A 25821-nucleotide genomic window follows, 5' to 3' on the forward strand; every position below is an offset into this window, starting at 1 on the left:
GCCAGGCCTAGAGCCGCAGCGCGCCGGCATAGCCGGTCATCTCCAGGTAGCCGCGCCCGACACGCTGGCCCTGGCTGTCCAGCAACTCGCTCAAGCCTTCCCAGTAGACCGCGCCGGTGGAGTTTCGGCTGTCGAGTTCCTGATCGTCGATGAGGGCTTGGACGCGGTAGACCGCAACCGGCGTGTGCACCCGCCACGCCACCGGGTAGCGCGCCTGCGTCACCGGGCTCCGCCAATAGCGCAGCGGCTCAAACACCACCTCGCCGGGCGCAAAGGCCCGGGCTGGCGCCCCCCGCGTGGCCGCGCGGAACGAGCCGCCGTCCCAAACGGCGCCGCCAGTCGCGTCGCGCAAGCGAAACGCGGTCAGCGCACTGCCATCAATCAGGTTTATGCCGATCCAGTCCCAACCCACCGCCTGCGGCGACAACAGCGACTGACTCCATTCATGGTCGAGCCAGGCCGCATTGGGCGCGGCAGTGTCCAGTTGGAACTGCTGGCCCTGCAGCTTGATCTGGCCGCTCAGCGCCAACTGCGGCAAGCTGTAGTAGTAGCTCGCCTGCGCTGCCTGGGGACCTTTGCGCGACAAGCCGCTGTCGCCCTGCAGCAGCCAGCTTTGCGTTTCGGTGCACTGCAAGTCCAATTGGAAGTCATTGCCCGCGACCCGTGCGCGGTAGCCTGAACGCAGCCCGTCGCCGACGTTGACACCGGGCTTGGCCAGCGGCGCAGCAAGGATTGCCTCGCGCTTGAGCGACCAGTCGCGCAAACGCAGCTCGGTGTCGGTGTCGCTGGCGGCTGCTGAATCGATCTCGGTAGCGCCTGATGCGCGGGCAATGCGCTGGTCGTGCCAGAGCTTTTTGCCCTGCACATCGGTCACCGCCGCATGGGCAAAGATGAGTTGCCGGGCCGCAAAGCGCGAACGCATCGCCTGCGTGGCGGGCACACGCGAGCGAAAGAAGGTGACTTGAAAGCCAAATTCCCGCGTGCCCGAACTGGCGTAGCCGGTCAGATACCACCACTCAATCGCGTAGTCGGGGTGGCTGCCCAGATCGCGTGGCGCTTGCAGCACGCGTCGCTGCAGCACGGGTGTCTCGTTTGTTTGCGCCAGGCCTGGCCAGGGCCACAGCGCGGCACCCAGGCCGGTGGCCAGCAGGTGTCGTCGCAACAGGCCAGGTGGTTCGGGCCGCATGGCAGCGTCAGGACAATTGGGACTGGATGTGCGTCGCCGCCGCCGTGCAGTCACCCAGATGCTGGCGCACCCAGTCGGGATCAAAGTAGCTGGCAAGGTAGCGCTCGCCGGCGTCACACAGCAGCGACAGAATGGCGCCTTGCTGGCCCTGCGAGCGCATCTCGTTGGCCAGGATCAACATGCCGACAAAATTGGTGCCCGTTGAGGGCCCGACTTTGCGGCCGAGCAGGTGAGACAACACACGCATGGCGGCCACCGAATCGACGTCGCTGACTTCCAGCATGCGGTCAACCAGCGTGCGGATAAAGCTGGCCTCCACCCGGGGGCGGCCAATGCCTTCGATGCGCGAACCCGGTCCCGTCAGGCTGGCGTCGCCCGTGCGGTGAAACTCGCCAAATACCGATCCTTGCGGGTCGGGTACGCAAACCTGGGTCGCATGGCGCTGGTGGCGCACATAACGGCCAATCGTGGCGCTGGTGCCGCCGGTGCCCGCACCGACCACAATCCAGCGCGGCACCGGGTGGCGCTCCCGCGCCATCTGCGTGAACATGCTTTGCGCAATGTTGTTGTTGCCGCGCCAGTCGGTGGCGCGCTCGGCATAGGTGAACTGGTCCATGTAATGGCCACCGGTTTGCGCGGCCAGCGTGCGGGCTTCGTCGTAGACCGCACTGGCGCTGTCCACCAGATGGCAGCGCCCGCCATAAAACGTGATTTGGGCGATCTTCTCGGGCGACGTGTTCTGCGGCATGACGGCAATAAACGGCAAGCCCAGCAGCCGCGCAAAGTAGGCTTCGCTCACCGCCGTGGAGCCGCTGCTTGATTCCACCACGGTTGAGCCCGCGTGCAGCCAGCCATTGCACAGCGCGTACAAGAACAGCGAACGCGCCAACCGGTGCTTGAGGCTGCCGGTCGGGTGCGTGGACTCGTCCTTCAAATACAGGTCAATGCCGCAGCGGGCAAAGCCCGGCAGGGGCAGGGCGATCAGATGCGTGTCAGCGCTGCGCTGGTAGTCGGCTTCAATCAGGGCAATGGCGGTGTGCAACCAGTTCATTGTTCGCCTACTTCAGGCTGCCGGATAAAAACTGCGCCAGTCGCTCACTTTTTGGGTTGGCCAGCACCTGCGCCGGCTTGCCTTCTTCCTCGATCAGCCCTTTGTGCAAGAAGATGAGATGGTTGGACACGTCGCGCGCAAAACCCATTTCATGCGTCACCACCACCATGGTGCGGCCCTCCAGCGCCAGGTTCTTCATGACCTTGAGCACCTCGGACACCAGCTCGGGGTCAAGCGCACTGGTGGGTTCGTCAAACAGCATCACTTCGGGCTCCATCGCCAGCGCGCGAGCTATCGCCACGCGCTGCTGCTGGCCGCCGCTCATGTGCGCCGGGTAGCGGTCTTCCATGCCGGCCAGATCGACCCGCTTGAGGTATTTGCGCGCAATCTCCACCGCCTGATCGCGGGGAACTCCCATCACATGGACCGGCGCTTCGATGATGTTTTGCAACACCGTCATGTGGGCCCACAGATTGAAATGCTGGAACACCATGGCCAGCTTGGTGCGCATGCGCTGGAGCTGTTTGGGGTCGGAGGCACCGAGCTCGCCATTGGCGCCCGGCACTAGCTTGAGCTCTTCACCGGCCACCACAATGCGGCCCTGGTGCGGCTTCTCCAGCAGGTTGATGCAGCGCAAAAACGTGCTTTTGCCCGAACCTGAACTGCCGATGATGCTGATCACGTCACCGGCATGGGCGGTCAGCGATACACCTTTGAGTACCTCGACACTGCCGAAGCGTTTGTGAATGTTTTCTGCCTGGAGTTTGAGGGTGGAAGTGGTCATGGAAAAAAGGTTGGGTGGGCAGGGAACAAAAAGGGCTCAGGCCCCCAGCAACTCGCCGGTTCTAAACGGCGTAGCGCCAGCAATCTTGCCCAGTTCGCCGCCGGTCATGATGTAGCGATCACGGATGCGGGCATAGAAAACACCGTCCACCCCGGCAAGCACGCGATGTGTCTGGTTGGCAATCGGGTCGATCACCTGCGCCACCAGATCACCAACACGCAGGGTTTGGCCCACTTCGGCTGCAAACACCACCAGGCCCGGGGCCGGTGCCTTCAGGGTTTCGGAGCCGGCCAGTGGCGTGGGTTGGCACTTGAAGGCGGGCACATCAGGGGCTTCATGGCAAGCCAATAGCCGGATGTGTTTGAGCCAGTCAACAAGGGCTCGTGCATCCTGTTGTGCCAAGGCATGGCTCACGTCGAGCTCACCGCGCAACTCGATGGTGGTGCTGCAGCAGCCTTGCGGCAGCGGCAGGTTGCGGCTCAGGCCGGCAAAAATATCAGCCAGCCGCCACCACGCGCCCGAGAGGCATTCGTCAAATGGCCCGCTGCCTGAATTCTTGGCCAGCAGTATGGCCTCGCTGCCCAGAAAGCGCGCCAGCGGCTCCAACTGCGGCCAGCAGGCCTCTTCGGTGTAGAAATGCAGCACGCCTTCACAGTCGCAGTGCAGGTCCAGCACAAAGTCGGCGTCATGCGCCAGCGTCAGCAAGCGGTGGCGCAGGCTCTGCAGTTCGGTGTCGGGCAGCCAGTTGTCCAGGTACTTGCCCAGGGCCTGGCGCACCAGGCTAACGTTGGCCTGCGGGTCGTCGCCCAGCGCATCGCGTACCAGCGGCCCGACGGCGCTGGCCAGGTCCGGATAATGGCGGTTGAAGTTTTCCGAGGTAGCGAGATCAAAGCGGCCCATCGGCTTGTGATCCACCCGCTGCGCCAGCCCCAATGGATTGGCCACAGGCACCAAAATGATTTCGCCTTGAATCTGACCCGCGGCTTCCGCCGTGTCCAGCAAGGCGCGCAGGTGGTGCGCCACCAGCATGCCCGGCAATTCTTCGGCGTGCAGGCTGGCCTGGATGTAGACCTTGAGGCCGCTGCCGGGTTGGCCGAAATGAAAGCTGGTCAGGGTCTTTTGGCTGCCCAGACTGTTGGACAGCAGGGGATGATCGAAGCGAAGCATGGGGTGTGACTGTCCTTGAACTACAGTTTGCGCGGGGCCAGATAAGCCAGCAGACGCCCTTCGCTGAACCTGAAGAAACCGATCAGGCAAAAAGAGGCGACGAGGTAGATCGCCGCAGCGGCCAGATAGGCTTCGAACGGCAGGTAGTAGTCCGAGTAGATGCGACTCGCCGCCGCTGTCACGTCCAGCATGGCGGGCACCGCGCTGGCCAGGCTGGTGGCTTGCAGCATCATCACCACCTCGTTGCTGTAAGCCGGCAGCGTGCGCCGCATGGCGCTGGGCAGCACAATGTGCAGCATCACCTTGAAGCGGCTCATGCCATAAGCCTGCGCGGCTTCAATCTCGCCCGCGGCCGTCTCCCGGATGGCGCCGGCCAGCATCTCGGCGGTGTAACCCGCGGTGTTCAGACTGAAGGCCAGCAAGGCGCAAAAAAAAGGTTCCTTGAAATGCGTCCACGGCCACACCGTGTCCCAGCGTGCCTGAATCCACTCCAGTTGACCCAGGCCGTAATAGATCAGGTAGACCTGAATCAAGAGCGGCGTGCCCCGCATCACATAGGTATAGGCGCCCACCACCCAGCGCAGCGGCGCCCACGGGCCGGTCAGGGCCAGCGCACACAGCAGCGCCAGCACGGCGCCCACCGCCAGTGACGAAAACAGCAGGGCCAAGGTGGTCAGGAGGCCGGTGCCATAGAGCGCCAGGTTTTGCGGCTCGAAGATGACGGCGAAATTCATTACAGCTGCACTCGTTTGGTACCCAGGCTGTAGCGGGCGTTGAGTCGGCGCAGCACCATGAGCGACACCGTGGTGTAGATCAAAAACAGTGCGGCGGTGAATAAAAAGTAGGCAAACGGTGAGCGCGTGGCCGCGCTGGCCTGCTTGGCCAGATAGGTCATTTCCTGCAAGCCAATCAAACTCACCAAGGCGGTGGCCTTGATCAGCACCAGCCAGTTATTGGTGAAGCCGGGCAGTGCGTAGCGCACCATTTGCGGCGCGGTGATGCGCATGAAGGTTTGCGTGCGGCCCATGCCAAAAGCCCAGGCGGCTTCTGCCTGGCCTTTGGGAATGGCCAGAATGGCGCCTCGAAAAGTCTCGGTCATGTAGGCGCCGTAGATGAAGCCGATGGTCAGCACACCGGCAAAAAACGGGTTGATGTCCACCGTGGTTTCGCTGCCCATGGCCTCAAACAAATTGTTCAGGCCGATGGTGCCGCCATAAAACACCAGCAGCATCAGCACCAGCTCCGGGATACCCCGGATGATGGTGGTATAGAGCGTGGCCAGCGCCACCAGAATGGGACGCCCCGAGAGTTTGGCGCCCGCGCCTGCCAGGCCCAAAATAATCGCTACCAGCAGGGCTGCAAGGGACACACCCACCGTGAGTACAGCACCATACAAGATGGAGGAGTAGTAGGAGGAACTCATCGGTGGGGTTGGTCGCTGGTGGCTTTACTTGCCGTAAACGTCAAACTTGAAGTATTTGTCGTTGATTTTCTTGTAAGTGCCATTGGCACGGATCGTCTTGATGGCGGCATTCAATTCGTTTTTGAGCGCTGTTTCACCCTTGCGCAGGCCGATGCCGACGCCAGTACCAAAGTATTTTTCAGTGTAGAGCTCTGGGCCGACCAGGTTGTAGTCTTTCCCTTCGGGCTTGCTCAGGAAGCCACCGGTGACTTCCACAAAGTCGGCCACGGTGCCGTCCAGACGACCGGACTTGATGTCCAGGTAAACCTGGTCCTGCGCTTCGTAGGGGACCACTTCCACACCCACGGTCTTGAGTTCGCCCATGGCGTATTTTTCTTGCGTGCTGCCCTTGAGAACGCCGAGCTTTTTGCCCTTGAGCGAAGCCGGGCCATCGAACTTGACGTCTTTCTTCACCACGATGCGGCTCGGTGTGTTGTAGTACTTGTTGGTGAAATCAATCACCTTGAGCCGGTCAGCGGTGATCGACATCGAGCTGATGATGACATCGTATTTCTTGGCCTGCAGGCCCGGAATCATGCTGTCCCAGACTTGCTCGACGAACACACATTTGCGCTTGACCTGCTCGCACAGCGCATTGGCGATGTCGACGTCGAAGCCGGTCGGCTTGCCGTCGGCGGTCTTGAACGTGAAGGGCTCGTAAGTCGGGTCGATGGCGACCTTGAGGTCTTTGCCTTGGGCAAACGAGACAGCGCAGAGCGATCCAATGGCGATAGCCAGGAGGAGTTTTTTCATGAGCAAATCCTAAAAAAAGCCGCAGACTGGCCACGGCGAGGTAAAAATGAACAGAGATTTCATTCTACGGTCTGTGAACTGCGAAAAATGGCATGGTTTTCCATAAGCCGGGATGATCTATTCACCAAAATCATGAGCATGTAGCGGAACTGAACTTGCGTCGACGCAGAAAAATCGCCCCGTCCATCGTTGTTCAAGCTTGTGCGGCGTTTTTTGCTTGATCCGCCAGGGCGGCGGCGCATAATCGGGCCAAGCTAGTTGTATCTTTTTGTAAGCGCGCAATAAGAGGGTGGCGCCTAACCCATTAATTTGCCAAGTTGCCTCAGCCATGGGTCGTTGGCATCTCACCATGAAGCACGCGATTCACTGGAATCTTTGGAGTCCCTTCATCCGCAACGCTTTGTTGATGGCCGGCCTGATCAGTGCCGGTCTGGCGGTCTGGTCCCACTATGGGTGGATGGCGCTGGGTGGTCTGGCGGCCCTGGCCCTGATCGTGTGGCAAGGCACACGCTTATTCATGACGCGGCGCAGGCTGACGGAACAGTATCGTTTGGTGCTGTTGCAAAAGAAACGGCTCAGAGAAAGTGAATTCCGCTGGAAATTTGCCATTGAAGGCTCGGGGGACGGCCTGTGGGACTGGAACGTGGCCGACGGGAGCGTCTACTTCAGCGCGCAATACAAACAAATGCTCGGTCTGACGGTTGATGAGATGGATCAACGCTTGCAGGAGTGGGAGACGCGCGTTCACCCAGATGACAAGGCCGGGAGCCTGATGGCGCTGCAATCCCACCTTGACGGACAGAGCCCGGTGTATGCCGCCCAATACCGCATGCGCTGCAAGGACGGCAGCTACAAGTGGATTCTCGACCGTGGCATGGTGGTCAGCCGCAGTGATGCGGGCAAACCCTTGCGCATGATTGGCATCCATACCGACATCACCGTGCACAAGCAAGCAGAGGAAAAACTTCAACTCGCCGCCAGCGTTTTCACCCATGCACTCGAAGGCATCATGATCACCGATGCGCAGGGTCTGATCATCGACGTGAACCAGTCTTTCAGTCGCATCACCGGCTACGAGCGTGACGAGGTGTTGGGCCGCAACCCGCATCTTTTGAGCTCCGGTCGGCAGAGCCAGGCCTTTTACGCCGCCATGTGGCGTGATCTGCAGGAAGAGGGGTGCTGGTATGGTGAAGTCTGGAACCGGCGCAAAAGTGGCGAGGTCTATGCCCATCTGCAAAACATCAGCGCGGTGCGCGATGCCCAGGGCCAGACCCGGCAGTACGTCTCGCTGTTTTCCGACAACACCGCGCTCAAGGCGCACCAGCAGCAACTCCAGCACCTGGCCCACTTTGATGCACTGACCGACCTGCCCAACCGCCTGTTGCTGGCCGATCGCCTGCACCAGGGCATGGTGCAGGTGCAGCGGCGCGGACAAATGCTGGCGCTGGCTTTTGTTGACCTGGACGGTTTCAAGCTGATCAACGACAGCCATGGACATGAAGCGGGCGACCACCTGCTGATGACGGTGGCGACCCGCATGAAGCAAGCCCTGCGCGAAGGGGACACCCTGGCCCGCTTGGGCGGCGACGAGTTTGTCGCCGTGATGTTCGATCTGGCAGACGAGGCGGCCTGCAAGCCGATGCTGCACCGCCTGCTGGCCGCCATCGCCCAGCCGGCGCAATTTGGGGGGCACACGCTGCAGGTTTCAGGCAGTCTGGGCGTGACCTTCTATCCGCAGGTGCAGGAACTGGACGCCGATCAGTTGCTGCGCCAGGCCGATCAGGCCATGTACCAGGCCAAGCTGGCAGGCAAGAACCGCTACCGGTTCTTCGGGGTCGAATAATCTCGGCGTGTCATCAAGGCGCAAGACCATCTGCATTTCAGGCCGCTAGCCCCCGTGAAGCCTGCCTGACTAGCTATCCTATGGATAGTTTTTTTGGGTTGACGCCGGTGGCACGTATTCTTCTCTTGCGCCGCTTCACCAGTCTTCCTTCACCGCCAGCACCGCGTTCTTGCCCGCCGCCGCACGGCCGGCCAGCCAGGCGGTGATGGTGCCCGCCAGCACCACGGCCAGGCACAGCAGGAGCAGGCGGCCCCACGGCAGCATCAGTTCCATGGTCCAGTGAAAGCTTTGCGGGTTCACCACATGCACCAGCACCACCGACACTGCCAGCCCCAAGCCGAGCCCGGCGATGGCGCCCACGCTGGTCCAGGCGCCGCCCTCCAGGGCGACCAATTGCAGAATCTGGCGGCGGCTCAAGCCAAGGTGCGCCAGCAGGCCGAACTCTTTGCGCCGCGACAACACCTGGGCGCTGAAGCTGGCCGCCACACCAAACAAGCCAATCGCAATCGCCACCGCTTGCAGCCAGTAGGTCACCGCAAAACTGCGGTCAAAGATGCGCAGCGAGGTGACTCGAATCTGGCTGGCGGTGCCAAATTCGAGCAACTCGCTGGCGTTGCCCTGGCTGCCAGCAGCGGCAGCAGCCTCTTCGCCATGAGCCACCCCAAGGCCCCGATCGGCCAGCGCCCGCACCGCCTGCTGCACCGCCTCGGCCTCGCCCGGGTTGTTGAGCCACAGCGCCAGGTCGTTGGCGCGCTGGTCGCCGGTGAGGCGTTCGAACACGCGCTGGTCCATCGCGATGGCGCCGCTTTGGCGGGCGTAGTCACGCCACACACCTGCTACGAAAAAACTAGCTGCCTGCGACCTATCGACGGGGGCTAGAGCCCTAAATGATGCTGAAAGCGGGGCAAACACCGTGCCTACGCGGGCGCCATGCAGGTCCACCATCGCTTCGCTCACATAGATGCCAATCTGCCCTGGCGGCACCGCCAGCGCATCACCCACCAGCGGCAGGCTGCGCGCCGGCTCAAGCAGGTCGCGGGCGATCAGCGCCACCGGCGGCTGCGCCGGGTCCAGCTTGAGCGACACCAGGCGTTGGGTCTGCACCTTTTGCACCCCCGGCAACTGGCCCGCAGCCCGCACAAATTCAGGCGTGAAGTACACCGTGTCACTGGCGCTCAAGGACCTGGAACTGCGCACATACAGGTCGGCTGGCAGCACGCGGTCCAGCCACACGGTCACCGATTCTCGAAAACTTGCCACCATCACCGTCAGCGCCACGGCCAGGCTGAGCGAGGCCACCACGCCGCTCACGGCCACCGCCGCCGACTCGCGTTGCCGGCGCGCCCGCTCCACCGCCAGCAGTGGCAAGGTGTGCCGCGCCACCCGCGGCGCCAGCCGGTCCAGCAGCACGCCAATCAGCCAGGGCAGCGCGGTGATGCCGCCCACCAGCAGCAAGCCGACCGACACGTAAGCCGCCAGTGGTATGCCAAAAAAGGCTGGAGCCCTCGTCAACAGGGCGCTAGTAGCTATTAAAACGATACTGATCCAGTGACTGTGGCGGATTCCCTGCGCGCCTTCGAGCCCTTTGAGCGTTTGTGCCGGGGGCAGGCCCTGCGCCCGCCGCGCCGGCCACCAGCCGCCCACCAAGGCTGCCACCAGCCCCAGGACGCCGTAGCCCAGGGCGGCCCAGCCGCTCCACTGCAGCTGGGGTGAGACCCCGGAAAAAAAGCCGCCACCCAGATCACCGCCGAGCAGACGCAGCGCCAGCGCGGCCAAGGCCGTGCCCAATGCAATACCGGCCGCGCTGCCAATCACCCCCAGCGCCAGCGACTCCCACAGCACCAGCGCCAGCCGCTTGCGCGCACTCAGGCCCAGCACCGCCAGCAAGGCAAACTGCTGCGCACGCTTGGCCACGCTCAAAGACAGCACCGAAAACACCAGAAATGCCCCGGTGAACAGGGCAATCAGCGCCAGCACGCTGAGGTTGACGCGGTAGGCGCGCGACAGATCCTGGGCTTGTGTCTGCGCGTCGCCGGGCGGGCTCAAGCTCAGTCCGGGTGGCCAGTCCGGCGCGCTTTGCAGCTCGCGCATGAAAGCGCCGGCGTCGACGCCCGTTTGCAGCCTCAGGTCAATGCGGGTGAGCTGCCCCTGCTTGCCAAACAGCTCTTGCGCCGCGCCAATGTCCATCACCGCCAGCGCCGCGCCGCCGGCACGCACGCTCCCGGCCACCGTGACCGCGTGCATTTGCAGGCCACTCTGCAGCCGCAGCACCGAGCCCTGCGCATTCTTTTGCGCCGCCGCGTTCAAAAACACGGTGTCGGGCGCAAACAGCGCCAGCCGGTCGACAGCAGCCAGCGGCCGCGGCATCAGGTCAGGCGCCACAAACGGCACCACCAGCGCGTCGATCCCGACCACGCGCACGGCCGCGCGGTGCCCGTCCGGCGCCTGGGTGTAGCTGCCCAGTTCCAGCACCGGGCTGGCGAGCCGGACTTGGGGGTGACGCGCCACGCGGGCAAATACCGCCTCGTCAAAACTGCCTCGCACACTGCGCAGCTCCAGGTCGGGCTGGCCGTTGACGGAGCGCACCGCCTGCGAGAACTCGTCCAGTGCCGACGCGTTGATCAACTGCACCGAAAACGCCAGCGCCACCCCCAGCATCACCGCCACCACGGCAGCGGCGTTGCGCCACGGATGCTGGATCAGCTCCTGCCAGGAGAAGGTTTTCAGAAGGTCGAACATCAATAACGTCAATAGATGAGGCCAAGCCCGGATTGCTTCAGTCCGGTCTGACTTCGGGTTTCATTTCCGGTTTCATTCTAGGGTTCAGTGGCGGCTCGGCTTTGTGGTCTTCTGCTTGACAAAGCTCAAGCGCTCGGGCTTGGTCTGCTTCCAGAATCGATTCCTGCTGATGGACGTCCTGTCCATCCAGCCATTTGCCATACGCGGCAAAACAAGGAGAAAAAAATGGGTCAACGTTTAACCACCGGCGAGATTTGCACCCGCAACGTGAGCGTCGCGTTCAAGGCCACGACCTTGCCCGGCGCCGCCCGCTTGATGCGGGAGAACCATGTCGGCTGCCTGGTCGTGGTGGATGAAGTGGAGGGCAAGCGCATCGTGGTGGGTTTGCTGACTGACCGCGATATCGTCACCGCGGTCGTCGCCTCCGACCTTGATCCTGCCACGCTGCGGGTGGAAGACGTGATGGCCACCGACCTGGTGACCGCGCGCGAGGACGACTCGCTGATTGACCTGATGCACACCATGCGCCGCAAGGGTGTGCGGCGCATTCCGGTGGTCGGCACTCAGGACGAACTGCTGGGTGTGGTCACGCTCGACGATGTGCTCGACGTCCTGGCGCAGGAATTGGGGCTGCTGGTGGCCGCCATCGACAGTGAGGGCAAGCGCGAACGCCAGCTTCGAAAGTAAGTGACCTGGAAGGAGCCGGGCTCCAATGAGCGTGCTGCCGCTTGTCGCGTCAAGGCTGAGCACCCAAGGCCATCAACACTTGCTCTGGCATGCGCCGGGGGCGCAGACTGGCAGCATCGACGCAGCCCACGCGGATCAGCCCCTGCGCCAGCAGGGTGTCACCGCGCCAGGCCTGTTGCTCCAGTTGCATGGACGCCTGCCCCTGCGCCACCACCTTGACCGAGACCTGGATCAGGTCGTCCAGTCTGGCCGAAGCCAGGTAGCGCAATTGCACATCAGCCACCACAAAAATGGCGCCCGTCTGCGCCTGCAAAGCGCTTTGCTCCACGCCCAGGGAACGCAGCCATTCCGTGCGCGCACGTTCGAAAAATTTGAGGTAATTGGCATAAAAGACCACGCCGCCGGCGTCGGTGTCCTCCCAATAGACACGTAAGGTGAAAGGATTGCAGAGTTGAGGCACGGTTATCCAGTCGGGATGAAAAGCCCCCATTATTCACAGCCATGCGCTAGCGCCATGGACGCGCACGCAATTTGTTGAGCCAATCGCCTTTCGGACTCAAGATTTGCGGCGGTGTGCGCCGACACAGGGTCTGCGCCGCGGCGGTGGCCGACGCGGCTCCAAGTAAGATAGTCGTCATGATCGATTGTCCAATCCTGCAGTCATCGCCGTGAGCTTGGTTAACCCACTGGCGGAGCGTCAGTTGCCCCGGCCTCGCTTGTCCATGCCCGCCGTGGTGACGGCAGGGGTTTTGCACGTCGCGCTGCTGTGGCTGGTGCTGCAGTCGACACCGGTCATGCACACGGTGCGCAACGTGGTGCAGTACCTCGCGCCCATCACCTTGCTGCGGGAAAAGCCGCCAACGCCGACGCCTGCGCCGACCCGTATCACCGTACCAATGCGGACGCCGGTGCTCACGCCCAAGGCCGCGCCCGAACCGGTTGCAGCCGTCCCCAAGGCCATCGAACTGCCGCCAGACAAACTGCTGGAGCCACCACCCCCGACTGTCAAGCCGCCGCCTCTGCCCGCGCCACCGATTCCATTACCGGAGCCGCCGAAAGCAGAGTCGCCAGTTCTCCCCGAGCCCCTGCCGGAGCCGGTGCCGGCACCCGCACCTGCTGTCGAGCCAGTCCCTGCACCAGCACCAGCACCTGAGCCAACGCCAGCACCAACGCCAACGCCAACGCCAGCACCAGCACCAGCACCAGCACCAGCACCAGCACCAGCACCAGCACCAGCGGCCGTTGCGGTCCCTTCAGCCGCCCCTGCACCAACTGCCGCACCGGCTCGGCCTGCTGCCATTACTCCGGCAGAACATGTGCCCTTGGCGCCACCGCCCACGGGAGCCGGTGGGGCGCAAGCGGCGCCGGCTGCTGCCAAGCCGCCATTGGGCCTGTACCCGCACATGTACAACCCGTCGCGGCAACGCAGTCTGGCCGAGCTGGCCAACGAGCAGCTCAACGGTGGCCAGCGGCGCGACCGATTGGCCGAGGGTGTGTCGGCGGCGGAAAAACCCGATTGCTTGGCAGCCAACGCCGGTGGCAGCTTGATCAACCTCATCACCCTCCCGCTCGCGGCCGCGCGCGACAAGTGCAGATAGCAGCCCGCACCGGCGCCACAAGACCTGTCACTTTTTTCACCCATTTTTTCAAGAAACCCAGGAAGCCACCATGACCCCAAAATTTCTCATGACCCGACGCGCCCCGGTCTGGTTGCTCTCCTTCATGCTGGCATTCGCCGCCGTGGGTCTGGTCCAGGCGCAGCCCGTCGCGGCACCCGCAGTGCCCGTCGCCGCCGGTGAAACGCCCATGGCCGCCGCCTCGCCCGCCATGGCGGTGCCCCCCATGGCCACACCGCTGCTCACCCCGCCCGCCAGCGAGTCTTTGGCCAATCCTTACGGCATGCGCTCAGTGTGGCAACAAGGGGATCTGGTGGCCCGCACGACGCTGCTGCTGCTGGCGCTCATGTCCTTGCTCAGCTGGTACTTCATCATCGCCAAGCTGCTGGCGCAGGGCCGCTTGAGCGCGCAGGCGAAAGCAGCAAAGAAAGCCTTTGCCGTTGCGGACGCCTTGAACAAGCGCGTCGAAGGCCTGGACAAGGCCAGCCCGTTTCGCTTCATCGCCGAGTCGGCGCTGGAGGCTGCACGCCGCTACTACAGCTTGGCCGGCCAGGTTGACATGAACAGCTGGCTCAGTCAGGACATCGTGCGCTCGGTGGCGACGCTGCAGATGCGCAGCCAGGAAGGGCTGTCGGTGCTGGCCACCATCGGGTCGACGGCGCCATTTGTTGGGCTGTTCGGCACCGTCTGGGGCATTTACAACGCGCTGGTGACGATCGGCGTTTCGGGCCAGGCATCGATCGAAAAAGTTGCCGGACCGGTGGGTGAGGCGCTCATCATGACGGCGCTGGGTTTGGCCGTGGCGGTGCCGGCGGTGCTGGGCTACAACTGGCTGGTGCGGCGCAACCGGGTCACGCTGCACGCGGTCAAGGGTTTTGGCTCCGAGTTGCACACCCTGCTGCTGGTTGAAATCGACAAAAGCCAGCGCGCCGGCGCTGCCAGCCAGGCGGCCTGAGTCATGGCGATCACCTACCGGGAGGAGGGCGAGGACGACGCCGTGCTGTCCGAGATCAACACCACGCCATTGGTGGATGTGATGCTGGTGCTGCTGATTATTTTTCTGATCACCATTCCGGTCATCAACACCTCGGTGGCCGTGCGCTTGCCCCGGGAGGCGAACCAGTTGCAGCAGAGCCAGCCGCAAACCGTCGTGATCTCGGTCGATGCCCGTGGCGGCACCTACTGGTTTGATGCCCGGCTGACTGACGCGCAAAGCCTGCAAGACAAGCTCACGCCAATGGCCCGGCAAACCCCGCAGCCCGAGGTGCACATTCGGGGCGACGCCCGCTCCGACTTTGAGGCCGTGGCGCGGGTGCTGTATGCCTGCCAGCAGGCCGGCATCACGCGCATTGGCTTTGTGACGGAGCCGCCTCATGGCCATTGATTTTGACGAGGCGTCGGACCCGACAGAACTCGATGTCGCTTCGGGGATGAACATCACGCCGCTGATCGACGTGTTGCTGGTGCTGCTGGTGATGCTCATCATCACCATCCCGATCCAACTGCACTCGGTCAATATGGAAATGCCGGCCGGCGCGCCACTGTCCATGCCAACCGAACCGCTGGTGGTCAAGATCGAGGTCAACGCCCAGAACCAGTTGCTATGGAACGGTCAGCCTGTGGCCGGCCGCGTCGAGCTGGACCAGCGCCTGCAGGCTGCAGCACAACTGAGCGAGCAGCCCGAGATTCACATCCGGGCGCACCGTAGCGCCAAGTACGACACCGTGGCCGCGGTGCTGACGGCCGCGCAGCAGATGGGCCTGCAAAAAATAGGGGTGGTGGGTCTGGACGAGTACGCCCGTTGAAGCCTGCGCGGCAGGGATCAGCCGGGCGTGAACAGACCATCCGCAGCGAGCCGCAGCACCCGGTCGGCGCGGGTGGCGGCGGCTTGTGAATGGGTGACCAGCACCAGCGAGGCGTGTTGTTGGCGGGCCTGCTCAATCAGGGCGTCCATCACTTTTGCGGCCGTGCTGGGGTCCAGGTTGCCGGTGGGCTCGTCGGCCAGCAGCAGTTTTGGCCGGTGCACCAGGGCGCGGGCAATGGCCACGCGCTGCAACTGGCCGCCACTGAGCTGCTGCGGCAGGCGCGCGCCCAGGCCGCCCAGGCCCACCGCTGCCAGCATGGCCTGCACCCGGGCATCATCGTGCTGGCCCAGCAGCATCAAGGGCAGCGCCACGTTTTGCGCCACATCCAGGTGCGGCAGCACGTGAAAGGCCTGGAATACAAAACCGATTTTTTCACGCCGCAGGCGCGCCAGCTGGTCGTCGTTCAACTGCCCCAGATCAAGGCCATCGAGAACGACCGAGCCGCTGTCCCACTGGTCCAGCCCGGCCAGACAGTTGAGCAGGGTGGACTTGCCAACGCCGGACTCCCCCACGATCGCCACAAACTCGCCGTCGGGCACGCTCAAGGACACATTGGCAAATACCGGCACCGCGCCGTAGTGCTTGCTTAAATTGGAGACCACCAGACTCATGGTTGACCTTGCAGCTTGTTCCCTGCATTCACAAAGTCGCGCGCCAGCGCCAGCACCTGATCCAGCGCATCGGGCGCGTCACAGGCCACCACGCGGCGCTCCGGCATGGAGCGCAGCCAGGTCAGCTGGCGCTTGGCGAGCTGGCGCGTGGCACAGATGCCCTTGTCGCGCAGCTCGCTCATCGGCCACAAGCCATCGAGCGCCTGCCAGGCTTGCCGGTAACCGACGCAGCGCATGGCGGGTAAATCGGCCTGCAGGTCGCCGCGTGCGCGCAGGGCTCGCACCTCGTCTATAAAACCGGCCGCCAGCATGGCATCAAAGCGCTCGGCAATGCGCTGGTGCAGCCAGGCGCGGTTTTGCGGTTCGAGTGAAATCAGGCACCTGTCATTTTCAGGAATATTTAAACATTTTTGGCCTCTAGCCCCCGTCACACCTTCGTTGGTTGCTATTAATTTAGTAGTCTGAAAGGACGACAGCGGCTGCCCCGAGAGCCGGTAAACCTCCAGCGCCCGGGCAATGCGTTGTGAGTCCGCCGGGTGCAGGCGCTTGGCGCTCACCGGGTCCACTTCGGCCAGCGCGGCGTGCAGCGCGGGCCAGCCTTGTTCGGCTGCCTCTGTGGCGATCAGTGCACGCGTGGCTGGGTCGGCTTTGGGCATGGGGTCGAGCCCTTCCAGCAGCGCCTTGAAGTACAGCATGGTGCCGCCCACCAGCAGCGGCAGTCTGCCGCGCGCCGTGATGGCGGCGATGAGGGCCTGCGCGTCGGCCACAAACTCGGCGGCGCTGTAGGCCTGCAGCGGGTCGCGAATGTCGATCAGGTGGTGCGGCACCGCGGCCAGTTCTGCTGCGCTGGGCTTGGCCGTGCCGATGTCCATGCCGCGGTAGACCAGTGCCGAGTCGACGCTGATGATCTCGACCTCATGCACACGCGCGATGGCCAGTGCGGCAGCGGTTTTGCCGGAGGCGGTGGGGCCCGCCAGCGCCAGGTAGCGAGGCGGGTGCGGCGGGTGCGGCGGGCGAAGAGGGCCTGCCGGGCGTTCAGTGTTCATCATGTTGGCCTTGTCGTTGCACCAGCGTCCATGCCGCCAACGCGATCAATACGCTCCAGAACCACACACCCAAGGCCAGTGGCCGCACCGTGCCATCCATGTGGGTGCCGAGCCAGCCGCCCATGGCAAAGGCGGTGATCATCATCAAGAAACCGTTCAAGGCGGATGCGGCACCGGCGGCCTGCGGGAACGGCCCCACCGCGCCGCTCTGGCTGCACGGCTGGTGCACGCCGTGGCCGAGCATGAACAGGTACTGCGGCAGCATGAGGGCCCAGCCGTTGTGCAGCCCGGTCAGCGCCATCACGCCCATCAAAGTGCCCCCGCTGAGCGACAGGGCGCCGGCCAGCGCCACGGAGCGCCGGACCCCAAAACGCGCCAGCCAGTAGCGGCACAAAAAAGTGCCCAGCAGATACGCCAGCGCATTGGAGAACATCAGCAGCCCGTAGGTGCTGGTGCGCCAGCCTAGCACCTGAATAAAGACAAACGACGATGCCGCCAGAAACGTGAACAAACCGCCATAGGACGCCGCTGACAGCGCCGAGAACGCGACAAAAGTCGGGTTGCGCACGATGGTCATCCAGGTGCGAGCCAGGATGGCGGCGTGCAGTGCCTGTCGATTTTTCTGAGCCAAAGTCTCGCTAAAACGCCAGGCAATCAGCGCCAGGCAGACGGCGCCAAAAACGGCCAGCGCGAGCAACGCCACGCGCCAGTTGAACCAGCCTGCCAGCAGGCCACCGAGTGGCGCGCTCAGGCAGGCAATGACGCCCAGGCCACTCAAGCCCTTGGACATCACGCGGGCGCCCTGCAGGGGCGTGTACAGGTCACGCACGATGGCGCGCGCGCACATCACGCCCGCGCCCATGGCCGCGCCTTGCACCGTGCGCCAGACAATCAGCATGACCATGCTGGGTGCGAGTGTGCTGGCAATCGACGCCAGCACATAGCCCGCCATGCCCCACAGCAGAATCGGGCGCCGGCCAAAGCGGTCCGACAGCGACCCCCAGACCAGTTGTGACAGGCCAAAGGCCAACAGCAAGGCGGAGAGCGTGAGTTGCGCCTGCGCCATCGGCGCGCCAAAACCGGCGGTCAACGCCGGCAGTGCGGGCAGGTACAAATCGGTGGTGATGGGCTGTAGCCCCAGCAGCAAAGAGAGCAGCAAAATGACCAGGCCGGGCGGCATGGCGGCAGCGACAGGGGTGGCGGGTCGAGCAGGCATTCGGCTGAGCGTATCAGATCAGCCTTGCCGTGATCGACCGCTGCTGCGAGGACGATGGGGCAGCCATGACTTGCCGCGTTGGCGTCAACGCCAGAACGGCGAATCACGCGGCAATCAGTGGAACAAGAGCGCCGAGAAAAGACAGGCCACGAGAAAACGTGGTCTGCCCCCGATTCGTTTATTGGACGGTCAGTTTCTTGGCTTCCGTGGTCGCCTTTTTGGGTAGATCCAGGGACAACACGCCGTCTTCGTACTTGGCGACGGCCTTGCTTTCGTCCACGTCTTGCGCCAGGGTGAAGGAGCGGGAGACGGAGCCGTAGTAGCGCTCGCTGCGCAGCACTTTTCCGCCCTCGCCCTTGAATTCTTTTTCACCCTTGGTCTCGGCGTCAATTTGCACCAGGTTGCCGTCGATGCGGACATTGATGTCTTCTTTTTTCACGCCGGGCAGGTCGGCGCGAACCTTGTACATGCCGTCCTTCTCGACCACATCAACCCGGATGTCCAGATCGTCCAGCGTTCTGTCGGTGCGCATGGGCGCCGCGAAGCGCCTGAACATGGTCTCAAAAGGATCGGTGAGGGCGGGATCAAACAAACGTAAGCTGGCCATGATGGTTCCTTTCATTGGAGAGTTGGCACACGGAATGTGCGTCGCGCTCGCTCTGGCATGGGCCTGCGGGACCGCAACAAATCAAGGTTACGCATGCCAAGGGCTGATGATTTGATAACTCGCAAGCCAGCGGAAATTAATGCACAGCCCCGCAGCCGGGTCGTTTAAGCTATACGCTGTTGCATGTAGTAACTTATAAGTATTTCGTGTTCATTGAGGTAATTCCCATGGCTATGACCTTGAAGCAGCATGATCGTCGTCCACCACCTCTACCCTGACTGAAGCCGCGCATGGAGACACCTCTTTCTGAAGACACCGCGCGCAAGCTCGATATTGGCTATCGGCTGCTGTTTGAGAAAAGTCCGCTGCCGATGTGGGTTTATGACGTGCAAACACTGGGCATGCTGGCCGTCAACGACGCCGCCCTGGCGCAGTATGGGTACAGCAAGCAGGCGTTTGTCGGCTTGAGCGTGCTTGACCTTCATCCGCCAGACGAAGCGGCGCAAGCGCAGCAACACCTGCAACTGGCGAGTGGCGAGCCCGTAACCCAGACACTGTGGCGGCACCGGCTCGCCAATGGTGACCTGATTGACGTCGAGGTGGTGACCGAATATGTTGAACTTGACGGCATCCAGGCGCGCCTCGCGCTGGTGCGCGATCTGACGGCGCAGCAGCGTGCCAAGCAGCAACTGCAAGAGGAGCACCAGACACTGGCTGCTGTGCTGGACTCGACCACCGATGCCATCATCAGCATCACGGTTGAAGGCTTGATCAAAGTGTTCAACCCTGGCGCCGAGCGCATCTTTGGTTACAGTCGTGAGCGAATGCTGGGTCAAAACATGGCACTGCTGTTGCCTGAACGCTATCGGGCCGAGCATCCGCAGCAGCTGCGCTCATTTGCCGACTCCGGGGCGACCAGCCACATGATGGGCATGGGCGTTGTCAAAGGCTTGCGCGCCGACGGCCAGGAACTGGACCTGGAAGGCACACTCTCACAGGTGATCGTCCACCAGGAGCGGCGGCTGATTGCCTGCCTGCGTGATGTCACGGAGCGCGCCCGCTCGCAAGCCAAATTCCGGCAGTCCAGGGCGCAACTCTCGGAGCTGACGCAACGGCTCATGACGCAGGAAAAAACATTGGTGAAGCAGTTGGCCAAGACGCTGCATGACCAATTGGGCCAGACACTGGCCGCGGTTCGCATGGCGCATGAAACCATTCAGGCCGTGCAACCCAAAGATACCCCGGTCGCCGTGCAGAGGCAACAGGCGCAACTGGGCAAGCTCGTTGGCCATGCAATCCAGCAGGTCAGGCAAGTGCTGGTTGATTTGCGTCCCCCCTTGCTGGAGGACCAGGGGCTCGTCGCCGCGCTCGACAATGAGTTGCGCAACCGTTCGCTGACCCAACCCCAGATCGACTTCTCGATTGACGTGCCGCCGGAGATTGAGCCGATGCGCTGGCCCGGTGAGGTTGAATATGCGGCCTTCATGGTGGCCCGCGAGGCACTTGAAAACGCCTTGCGCCACGCGAACGCGTCGGCCATCGCGGTGCGTCTGGTGGGCACGCAGCAGTCATTGCAGTTGCAGGTGTCTGATAACGGGGTCGGCATCCCGGCCGGCGCCGCTGTTCCAAGTGGTCACCTGGGGGTATTCGGTATGCACGAGCGGGCGCAGGCGATTGGTGCGACGGTGACGGTGGGCGCCGGTGAAGGCCGTGGTACATGTGTAAGTTTTTATTGGCAGCCTGAGCCTGATTCTGATTCTGAATGGGGTGCCCTATGACCGGCGTTTACCTGGTTGATGATCACCAGATCATGCGCGAAGGCTTGCGCGCCCTGCTCGAGGCCAAGGGTCACAAGGTGGTGGGTGAGTCAGCCGACCCGACCGAAGCCCTGGCAGATTTGCTGCGCATGCGCCCCGAGGTGCTGCTGCTCGACCTGAATCTGGGTGAGCGCTCGGGTTTCGAGTTGCTCGCTGAGCTGCAACGGCGCCACCTGCCGACGCGCTGCGTGGTGCTGACCATGTCGGCGCAGCCGCGCCAGGTGGCCGAGGCCTTGCGCATGGGCGCCAGCGGCTATGTGCTCAAGGGCTCAGCGGTCAGCGATCTGCTGAGCGCGGTTGACGCGGCGGTGCGTGGCAAGAAACATCTGGGTGCCGAAGTGGCCGACCTCGCGCTGCAGGTGTTTACGCTCAAGGACGAAGATCCGTTAAGCACGCTGTCCCCGCGTGAACAACAAATCATCATCATGGTGGTCAAGGGCGCTTCCAGCTCCCAAATTGGCACTCAACTGCATTTGTCGCCCAAAACGGTCGCCACCTACCGCAGTCGCCTGATGGCCAAGCTCGGTGTGCGCGACGTCCCGGGCCTGGTGCGACTGGCCGTGCGCCATAAGCTGATCGATGCCGACGAGTCAACCAACCGTAGCCGCCGCGCCACGGACGGGGCCCTAGGAAAAGTGGAACAGCAGTGAATTTGGTGCTCGCGTTGCCTTAATTGTCCATGGCTGCCCGCGCAAGGCGTCTATATCTCCCTACAGACGAGATGCGAGGTGCCGCCTAAAGTTGCCTCCAGGGATTGGCTTAGGCGCCCACCGGGTGCGGCCTCCGGCACGAGAGAAAAACCATATGATGAACGTTCAAACATTACCGAGCGCGGCTCGCTGGGATCACTCTTTCCATCAACCTGCGCTCAAGCTGGAGAGTGACGAGCGCTGGTCGGACTTCTCTGAGGTATTGAGCCTGTTGCGTTTTGATGGTCATTTGCAGGGGCTCAATGACACCAGCCTGTTCCGGCGGCGGCGTCTCAAGGCGGGCCAGACCGCGTTGGGCATGGGTCAGGTGTTTGACGGGCTTTATGTGGTTCGCCTGGGCGCGCTAAAAACAACGATGACCCATGTGGATGGCGCCGAGCATGTGCTGGCCTTCCCCATGAAGGGCGACCTGCTGGGTTTTGATGGTGTCTGCAAGAACAAGTACCTGAGCGAGGTGACGGCCTTGACCGACTGCGACCTGATCAAGATTCCCTCCAGTGAGCTGTTTTCACCTGGGCGCAGCTGCAACGACATTGAGCGCATGGCCTATTGGGCCATCAGCCGCGAGATTGTTCAGGAGCAGTCGGCCTATTCCTCCTACCATTCAACCAAGTCTGAAGCGCGCGTGGCGCGGTTTTTACGCATCCAGTCAGAACGCTTCAACACCATGGGCTACTCGCCCAATCGCTTCACTTTGCCCATGACGCGGCGCGACATCGGCAACCACCTCAATGTGACGCTGGAGACAGTGAGCCGGGCCTTTTCGGCACTGGATCATCTGGGCATCATTGCAGTGGAACGGCGTGAAATCAAAATCCTCTCGCTGGAAGCGCTGCGCAAATTTGAGCATTAGAGATCATGGCTGTCAGCAATGTGGTGACGCTGACAAGGGACAGTCCCAAAGTCGAATCCATTCTGGTTCCGACCGATGGCTCCGCCCTGTCGATGGCGGCGGCGCTCAAGGCGGTGGAATTTGCACAGCGTCTGCAGGCGAGCATTGTTGCCTTCAATTCGATACCGGTTTATCAGTACCCGGTGTATGTCGGTGGTATTCCTTTTGAGTACCCTTCGGAGGCGGATTACGAGACGCAGTGCCGAGCCGTCGCAGAAAGGTATCTGGGCCTGGTGGCCGATGCGGCTGCCAAGCAGGGCGTGCCAGTGGAGACGCGAATTGAATTCAATGGCAATACGGCACAAGCCATTGTGGAGCTCGCCCAACGCGAGCACTGCGGCATGATCTTTATGGGTTCGCACGGGCGGGGTGGCTTGTCCCGCGCCTTCTTGGGCAGTGTCGCACTCAAGACTTTGACCCAGGCCCATGTGCCCGTCATGGTGGATCATCCGACGGACGAAGAAATAGCCCGCGCGGAAGAATTGATGCGTCAAAACGCCATCGAACCCTGATCTGTCTGCTCTCAAGATGTGGTGCCGGTTAGCATCGGCCCACCCGCCATCACCAGGAAAACATCTTGAGCAGAAGTGACAGAGAAGAAAACAAGTCGGTCGCGCTTTATTGGGACTTCGAGAACCTGCACGCCAGCCTGTGCGAGGCGCGCTTCGGTGAGGGGGCTTACAACAAGCCCGATGGGCGCTTCAAGGCGCAGGAGCCGCTGGTGGACGTGCAGGCGATTGTGGAGCTGGCGGCGTCTTTCGGCCCGATTGCCATCAACCGCGCCTACTGCAACTGGCAATATTTTGGCCGTTACCGCGATGCCCTGCTGCAGGGTGCGGTGGAACTGATTCAGTTGTTTTCACCCGGTGCGTCGGCCAAAAACGGCGCCGACATCAAGCTCTGCCTGGATGCGGTGGAGGACATCAGCCGCTTTGGCCATATCGGCACCATCGTGATCGTGGGCGGCGACAGCGACTTCATGCCGGTGTCGCAAAAGATCAAGGCGGCCGGGCGCACGCTGATTGGTGTGGGCGCACGCAAATCGACCAACCGGCATTGGGCCAAGAGCTGCCATGAGTTCCGTTACTACGAAAACCTGGTGGAAACGCCGGCCGTCATGGATGGCTTGCCCTCGGATGCGCTGGTGCCCAGTGGGCCGCCCGAGCCGGTGAACGCCGCCGCCGAGATCTTCAAGCGCGCTATTCGCCTGCTGGCCGAGACCCAGGGTGATGCCTGGGTCAACAAGGGGGCGATCTGGCCCATGATCAAACGGCTGGACCCCACTTTTGACACCAAAGACCATGGCTACGCCAGCTTCTCCGCCATGGTGAAGGCGATGGAGGCGCTGGTCGAGATTCGCAAAGGCGATTTTGACCAGGTGATCCGTCTGCGCTGAAGGCGCGCTCGCGCCGGGCTTGCGCTGCTCTGCAGATCAACCGGAAAAACAGCAGGAACTGAGTGGGAAACCCATGAAATTGAAGATATCCGAAAACTCGCTGTTTGCGATCCTGCTGCGCGCGCCGTGGTGGATCAGCCTGCTGGTGGTGGCCGTGATTGTGTTGGCGTCTGGCGCACTGCTGCCTGCCGCCTATGTGCCGTTTGGCGTGATGGGTGCGCTGCCTTTTTTGGGCATCGCGCTGTTGGCGGCCTGGCGCCAGCGGCACGCGCCCAAGCCGGCGCGCGTGGCCGAGCTGCTTGGGCAAGCTGCCGCGATGTCGTGGCGCGACTTTTCTGCGCTGATCGAGGCGGCTTTTCAGCGCCAGGGTTATGTCGTCACGCGGCCCAGCCACCCGGGGGCTGATCTTCAGTTGCTCAAGGACGCACGCATCACGCTGCTCAGCTGCAAGCGCTGGAAGGCGGCCAACACCGGCGTGCAGCCCTTGCAGGAGCTGGCGTCAGCCCAGGCGACGCTGGGCGCCAGCGCCAGCACCTTTATCAGTCTGGCGCCCGTGAGCGACAGCGCACAGCGCTTTGCCAAAGCGCAGGGCATCCATTTGATGACCCTCGCTGAACTGGCGCAGCTGCTCATGCCATCGGGAGCAGCTTGATGTTTGAATCGGCAGAAATCGGCCACAAGATTGGCAAAGCCGCCTACCGCGAGGCGGTGCCGTTGTTGCGCGCCGCCTTGCTCGAAGCGCAGGTGGATTTGTTCGCGGACAAAAAGATTCCGGTGCTGGTGCTGATCAGTGGCCAGGACGGCGCCGGCAAAGGCGAAACCATCAATGTGCTGTACGAGTGGATGGACCCGCGCTTTATGGCCACGCTGGCGTTTTCCGAGCCCACTGATGAGGAGCGCGAACGCCCGCCGATGTGGCGCTACTGGCGCCAGCTGCCGCCCAAGGGCCGCATCGGCATCTTTGCCGGTTCCTGGTATTCGGACCCGATACGCGAACGCATTCAGGGTGACATCTCCCTCAAAGAGCTTGATGCCCGGGCCGAGCAGATCAACCGCTTTGAGGCCATGCTGGTTAATGAAGGCGCGCTGGTGCTCAAGTTCTGGTTTCACTTGACCAAGCAGGGGCAGAAAGACCGGCTCAAGGCGCTGGAGGCCGACCCGCATACCGCCTGGCGCGTGACGCAATGGAACTGGGACCGCCTCAAGACCTACGATAAGCTGCAAGACGTGGCGGGCCATTTGCTGCGCATCACCAACACGCCGTGGGCACCCTGGGTGGTGGTGGAGGGGGCTGATGACCGCTACCGCTCTCTCACGGTAGGCCAGGTCTTGCTGGCCGCGTTGAAGAGTCGCCTGGCTGACACTGAGCCTCAGGAGTCACCGGTGGCGCCGATGGTGCGGGTCGATACCGACGGCCGCAATGTGCTCTCGCAGCTTGATCTGGGCCTGCAGTTGGCCGACAAGCCTTATGAGCGCGAGCTGGCGCGCTGGCAGGGGCGCCTCGCCGAGCTGATGCGCGATCCGCGCTTCAAGGGCCGCTCGCTGGTCTGCGCGTTTGAAGGCGCAGACGCCGCTGGCAAAGGTGGAGCCATCCGGCGCATTGCAGGCGCCCTGGACGCGCGCCAATACCAGGTGATTGCAGTGGCAGCGCCGACCGATGAAGAGCGGGCACAACCGCATCTGTGGCGCTTTTGGCGCCACCTGCCGCGCCACGGCCATGCGACCATTTTTGACCGCACCTGGTACGGCCGGGTGCTGGTGGAACGGGTGGAGGGCCTTTGCGCGGAACACGACTGGCTGCGCGCTTACACCGAGATCAATGACTTTGAGCATGAGATGGCCGAGGCCGGGGTGGTGGTGGTCAAGTTCTGGCTGCAGATCAGCCAGGCGGAGCAACTTGAACGCTTCAAGGCGCGCGAGCAGGTTGAATTCAAGCGCTTCAAGATCACCGAGGAAGACTGGCGCAACCGCGACAAATGGGACGCCTACCAGCAGGCGATTTGCGACATGGTGGAGCGCACCAGCACCGGCAACGCGCCCTGGACCCTGGTGGAGGCGAATGACAAAAACTATGCGCGCATCAAAATCTTGCGCACGCTGTGTGAACGCCTGCAGGCCGAATTTGACAACACGCCGCAGGTGGACGCCGCAGTCGGTCGCCAGAAGACGGACAAACCCGCCAAGCACAAGAACGCCGGCAAAAAGTCGGCCAAGTGAGTTTGATCAGGCTTCTGATTCACGGCCCGGATGACACATCTTGCGTTCGAATGATTTATATAAAACTGGCCTCTAGCCCCCGTTGAATAATGGTAAGTAGCTATTAAAATAATAGCTACTCACCCGTGTGAGCGGACTGGTTGGCAGGACGCCGGC

The 25821-nt window shown here is 62.7% G+C and carries 29 protein-coding genes; 13 read left to right on the forward strand and 16 right to left on the reverse strand.

Going from position 1 to position 25821, the window contains the following annotated elements; genetic code table 11:
- Positions 1–7: 7 nt before the first annotated feature.
- Genes RFER_RS07650 through RFER_RS07680 form a run of 7 tightly spaced genes read right to left on the reverse strand, consistent with a single transcriptional unit; the run spans position 8 to position 6403 of the window.
- Positions 8–1186, reverse strand: a complete 1179-nt coding sequence (locus tag RFER_RS07650; protein WP_011463819.1) for a lipocalin-like domain-containing protein — start codon at positions 1184–1186, stop codon at positions 8–10.
- 7 nt (positions 1187–1193) lie between these two features.
- Positions 1194–2237 carry a PLP-dependent cysteine synthase family protein gene (locus tag RFER_RS07655; RefSeq protein ID WP_011463820.1) on the reverse strand — a complete coding sequence of 348 codons (1044 nt, stop codon included), beginning with the start codon at positions 2235–2237 and terminating at the stop codon, positions 1194–1196.
- Between the two features lie 7 nt (positions 2238–2244).
- Positions 2245–3021 carry an ABC transporter ATP-binding protein gene (locus RFER_RS07660; RefSeq protein ID WP_011463821.1) on the reverse strand — a complete coding sequence of 259 codons (777 nt, stop codon included), beginning with the start codon at positions 3019–3021 and terminating at the stop codon, positions 2245–2247.
- A gap of 36 nt (positions 3022–3057) precedes the next feature.
- The gene (locus RFER_RS07665) at positions 3058–4188 is read right to left on the reverse strand and encodes a succinylglutamate desuccinylase/aspartoacylase family protein (RefSeq protein ID WP_011463822.1); all 1131 of its coding nucleotides are present in this window, start codon (positions 4186–4188) and stop codon (positions 3058–3060) included.
- 20 nt (positions 4189–4208) lie between these two features.
- Positions 4209–4922, reverse strand: coding sequence for an ABC transporter permease (locus tag RFER_RS07670; RefSeq protein WP_011463823.1), 714 nt, complete (start codon positions 4920–4922; stop codon positions 4209–4211).
- Positions 4922–5611 carry an ABC transporter permease gene (locus RFER_RS07675; protein ID WP_011463824.1) on the reverse strand — a complete coding sequence of 230 codons (690 nt, stop codon included), beginning with the start codon at positions 5609–5611 and terminating at the stop codon, positions 4922–4924. Before RFER_RS07675 ends, RFER_RS07670 begins: the two co-directional genes overlap by 1 nt.
- A gap of 24 nt (positions 5612–5635) precedes the next feature.
- Complete coding sequence (locus tag RFER_RS07680) at positions 5636–6403, reverse strand: ABC transporter substrate-binding protein (protein ID WP_011463825.1); 768 nt, start codon at positions 6401–6403, stop codon at positions 5636–5638.
- Between the two features lie 349 nt (positions 6404–6752).
- Between RFER_RS07680 and RFER_RS07685 the strand changes: the two genes are divergently transcribed.
- The gene (locus RFER_RS07685; RefSeq protein ID WP_244095831.1) at positions 6753–8246 is read left to right on the forward strand and encodes a sensor domain-containing diguanylate cyclase; all 1494 of its coding nucleotides are present in this window, start codon (positions 6753–6755) and stop codon (positions 8244–8246) included.
- 135 nt (positions 8247–8381) lie between these two features.
- On the opposite strand, the gene RFER_RS07690 is transcribed toward RFER_RS07685, so the two are convergent.
- Positions 8382–10985 (reverse strand): ABC transporter permease, encoded by a 2604-nt coding sequence (locus RFER_RS07690; RefSeq protein ID WP_011463827.1) that lies wholly within the window; start codon positions 10983–10985, stop codon positions 8382–8384.
- A 225-nt stretch (positions 10986–11210) separates the two neighbouring features.
- Between RFER_RS07690 and RFER_RS07695 the strand changes: the two genes are divergently transcribed.
- Positions 11211–11672: a CBS domain-containing protein gene (locus RFER_RS07695; protein WP_011463828.1), complete on the forward strand. Its 462-nt coding sequence runs from the start codon at positions 11211–11213 to the stop codon at positions 11670–11672.
- Positions 11673–11721: 49 nt separating this feature from the next.
- Here the strand turns inward: RFER_RS07695 and ybgC are convergent, their stop codons facing one another.
- From ybgC to RFER_RS24540, 4 genes are read right to left on the reverse strand one after another with little or no spacing between them, the layout of a single operon-like run.
- Entirely contained in the window at positions 11722–12162 is a 441-nt protein-coding gene (gene ybgC, locus RFER_RS07700) for a tol-pal system-associated acyl-CoA thioesterase (RefSeq protein ID WP_011463829.1), read from the reverse strand.
- A gap of 16 nt (positions 12163–12178) precedes the next feature.
- Entirely contained in the window at positions 12179–12310 is a 132-nt protein-coding gene (locus RFER_RS24870; RefSeq protein ID WP_279587701.1) for a hypothetical protein, read from the reverse strand.
- Positions 12311–12369: 59 nt separating this feature from the next.
- Positions 12370–12681: a hypothetical protein gene (locus tag RFER_RS22935; protein WP_166485612.1), complete on the reverse strand. Its 312-nt coding sequence runs from the start codon at positions 12679–12681 to the stop codon at positions 12370–12372.
- Entirely contained in the window at positions 12678–12953 is a 276-nt protein-coding gene (locus RFER_RS24540) for a hypothetical protein (RefSeq protein WP_049765629.1), read from the reverse strand. Before RFER_RS24540 ends, RFER_RS22935 begins: the two co-directional genes overlap by 4 nt.
- 41 nt (positions 12954–12994) lie before the next feature.
- Between RFER_RS24540 and RFER_RS24025 the strand changes: the two genes are divergently transcribed.
- The 4 genes from RFER_RS24025 (at position 12995) to RFER_RS07725 (ending at position 15093) form a co-directional block, all read left to right on the forward strand.
- Complete coding sequence (locus RFER_RS24025) at positions 12995–13270, forward strand: hypothetical protein (RefSeq protein ID WP_166485613.1); 276 nt, start codon at positions 12995–12997, stop codon at positions 13268–13270.
- Between the two features lie 70 nt (positions 13271–13340).
- The gene (locus RFER_RS24875) at positions 13341–14243 is read left to right on the forward strand and encodes a MotA/TolQ/ExbB proton channel family protein (protein WP_011463831.1); all 903 of its coding nucleotides are present in this window, start codon (positions 13341–13343) and stop codon (positions 14241–14243) included.
- A 3-nt stretch (positions 14244–14246) separates the two neighbouring features.
- On the forward strand, positions 14247–14672 hold the full coding sequence (locus RFER_RS07720; RefSeq protein WP_011463832.1) for an ExbD/TolR family protein: 426 nt from the start codon (positions 14247–14249) through the stop codon (positions 14670–14672).
- A complete protein-coding gene (locus RFER_RS07725) occupies positions 14662–15093 on the forward strand; it encodes an ExbD/TolR family protein (RefSeq protein WP_011463833.1) in 432 nt (143 codons plus the stop codon). The genes RFER_RS07720 and RFER_RS07725 overlap by 11 nt, the downstream gene beginning before the upstream one ends.
- Positions 15094–15110: 17 nt before the next feature.
- Here the strand turns inward: RFER_RS07725 and RFER_RS07730 are convergent, their stop codons facing one another.
- The 4 genes from RFER_RS07730 to RFER_RS07745 form a co-directional block, all read right to left on the reverse strand.
- Positions 15111–15764, reverse strand: a complete 654-nt coding sequence (locus RFER_RS07730) for an ABC transporter ATP-binding protein (RefSeq protein WP_011463834.1) — start codon at positions 15762–15764, stop codon at positions 15111–15113.
- The gene (gene miaA, locus RFER_RS07735) at positions 15761–16813 is read right to left on the reverse strand and encodes a tRNA (adenosine(37)-N6)-dimethylallyltransferase MiaA (protein ID WP_011463835.1); all 1053 of its coding nucleotides are present in this window, start codon (positions 16811–16813) and stop codon (positions 15761–15763) included. Before miaA ends, RFER_RS07730 begins: the two co-directional genes overlap by 4 nt.
- Positions 16800–18026, reverse strand: a complete 1227-nt coding sequence (locus RFER_RS07740; RefSeq protein ID WP_011463836.1) for a multidrug effflux MFS transporter — start codon at positions 18024–18026, stop codon at positions 16800–16802. The genes miaA and RFER_RS07740 overlap by 14 nt, the downstream gene beginning before the upstream one ends.
- A gap of 178 nt (positions 18027–18204) precedes the next feature.
- The gene (locus RFER_RS07745; protein ID WP_011463837.1) at positions 18205–18633 is read right to left on the reverse strand and encodes an Hsp20/alpha crystallin family protein; all 429 of its coding nucleotides are present in this window, start codon (positions 18631–18633) and stop codon (positions 18205–18207) included.
- Between the two features lie 290 nt (positions 18634–18923).
- Here RFER_RS07745 and RFER_RS07750 point away from each other — a divergent pair, with 290 nt between their 5' ends.
- From RFER_RS07750 to pap, 7 genes are all read left to right on the forward strand, one after another.
- On the forward strand, positions 18924–20411 hold the full coding sequence (locus RFER_RS07750; RefSeq protein WP_011463838.1) for a PAS domain-containing sensor histidine kinase: 1488 nt from the start codon (positions 18924–18926) through the stop codon (positions 20409–20411).
- Positions 20408–21100, forward strand: a complete 693-nt coding sequence (locus RFER_RS07755) for a response regulator (RefSeq protein WP_011463839.1) — start codon at positions 20408–20410, stop codon at positions 21098–21100. The genes RFER_RS07750 and RFER_RS07755 overlap by 4 nt, the downstream gene beginning before the upstream one ends.
- Positions 21101–21257: 157 nt before the next feature.
- Positions 21258–22013: a Crp/Fnr family transcriptional regulator gene (locus tag RFER_RS07760; RefSeq protein ID WP_166485687.1), complete on the forward strand. Its 756-nt coding sequence runs from the start codon at positions 21258–21260 to the stop codon at positions 22011–22013.
- Between the two features lie 5 nt (positions 22014–22018).
- On the forward strand, positions 22019–22564 hold the full coding sequence (locus RFER_RS07765; protein WP_011463841.1) for a universal stress protein: 546 nt from the start codon (positions 22019–22021) through the stop codon (positions 22562–22564).
- A gap of 65 nt (positions 22565–22629) precedes the next feature.
- Complete coding sequence (locus RFER_RS07770; protein ID WP_011463842.1) at positions 22630–23448, forward strand: NYN domain-containing protein; 819 nt, start codon at positions 22630–22632, stop codon at positions 23446–23448.
- Positions 23449–23521: 73 nt separating this feature from the next.
- Positions 23522–24100, forward strand: a complete 579-nt coding sequence (locus tag RFER_RS07775; RefSeq protein WP_011463843.1) for a restriction endonuclease — start codon at positions 23522–23524, stop codon at positions 24098–24100.
- A complete protein-coding gene (gene pap / locus RFER_RS07780; RefSeq protein WP_011463844.1) occupies positions 24100–25665 on the forward strand; it encodes a polyphosphate:AMP phosphotransferase in 1566 nt (521 codons plus the stop codon). The genes RFER_RS07775 and pap overlap by 1 nt, the downstream gene beginning before the upstream one ends.
- The last annotated feature ends 156 nt before the right edge of the window (positions 25666–25821 follow it).

This window comes from Rhodoferax ferrireducens T118, from assembly GCF_000013605.1.
Classification (GTDB): Bacteria; Pseudomonadota; Gammaproteobacteria; order Burkholderiales; family Burkholderiaceae_C; genus Rhodoferax; species Rhodoferax ferrireducens.